The sequence below is a fragment of the Stenotrophomonas maltophilia group sp. RNC7 genome (assembly GCF_030910085.1).
Lineage (GTDB): Bacteria > Pseudomonadota > Gammaproteobacteria > Xanthomonadales > Xanthomonadaceae > Stenotrophomonas > Stenotrophomonas sepilia.
Map to the genome: position 1 here is coordinate 1 of NZ_JAVFVN010000716.1, position 1,059 is coordinate 1,059.

The 1,059-nt window shown below is 30.5% G+C and carries 2 protein-coding genes and 1 pseudogene; all 3 read right to left on the bottom strand.

Going from position 1 to position 1,059, the window contains the following annotated elements:
• Positions 1-286: 286 nt before the first annotated feature.
• Positions 287-475 (bottom strand): hypothetical protein, encoded by a 189-nt coding sequence (locus tag RCF13_RS15625; RefSeq protein WP_308141331.1) that lies wholly within the window; start codon positions 473-475, stop codon positions 287-289.
• A gap of 20 nt (positions 476-495) precedes the next feature.
• Complete coding sequence (locus RCF13_RS15630; protein WP_308141332.1) at positions 496-849, bottom strand: YolD-like family protein; 354 nt, start codon at positions 847-849, stop codon at positions 496-498.
• Positions 846-1,059: pseudogene (locus RCF13_RS15635) on the bottom strand (hypothetical protein); the annotation flags it as partial. The gene RCF13_RS15630 and the pseudogene RCF13_RS15635, both read right to left, overlap by 4 nt.

Consider the following 1,059-nt stretch of genomic DNA (forward strand, 5'->3'; position numbering starts at 1 on the left):
TATTATTTATTGATATCGTTAAATTGCTCTTCTTTCTATTCATGTATTAAATTTATCACATCCATTCTACTTTTTTTGTTTGAGTATCAATCATTTTCACATTTTTAGACACAAAAAAGCCCACTAGAAGCTTTGATTTCTTTTATACAATCAAAACCCCTGGAGGGCTAACATTAGTTATAATAATTAAAATAATAGTGAATAAACATATATTTTATTATACACAATTTTTTTATATAGTAGAGTGTTCTTTTCTATATTTTAATCAGTTTTCTTTTTAATTTGATTAAAGTTGATGTAATTCAGCTTTATATCTTGTATTTAACAAATTAATTGGCACTTCTTTCTCACCAGATACTTCAAAATTCACTTTTCCATTCACTATATAAATGCGTTCTACTATTTGAATTTTAGTTGTCAATCGTTCCTTATTTCTCCTTACCTTACGAGCCTTTTCAAAGTCAATAATATCCATATACATGCACCCCTACATTGTTACATCCGTAATTTACAGTCAACAACATCTGTCAAATACAATTTGTTTTCAAATCTAAATGCATCTGTTGTAGTGATTTGATTAGTATTGAGATCAATTTTTTTGACATCCATGACCTCATGAAAAATAAAACCGTCTTTATAATACCAAATATCCACTTCTTTTTCTAAATGCAGCGCTTTTCTTAATACCCATCCTATTTCTTCTTTTTGCTGTTCATCCAGAATAGGTCGTGGTACTTTTACTTGTTCTTGAATGATTTGATTAATCCCTTGAAACTGTTCTGACATTGCAGCGAACGGACTCCACTTTACCATGCCTCTCCCAGGTTTGGGAACTTTTAATTGTTTCATGCCTTATGGCCTCCTAACAAGGTGTTTCTAAATTTTATTGTTGAAGCAGGAGTGTATGATATTCCTCTCAAGATACTGTTTCTCCCATACTTACTTCGAATCTCGTCCATTACATTTGTTAATTTATATTGTCTTTCCCTCTTCTCAATATCATCAAAAATTGATAACTGTTCCTCTCCATCAGCCACTAAGTTAGATAGTACTATGTTG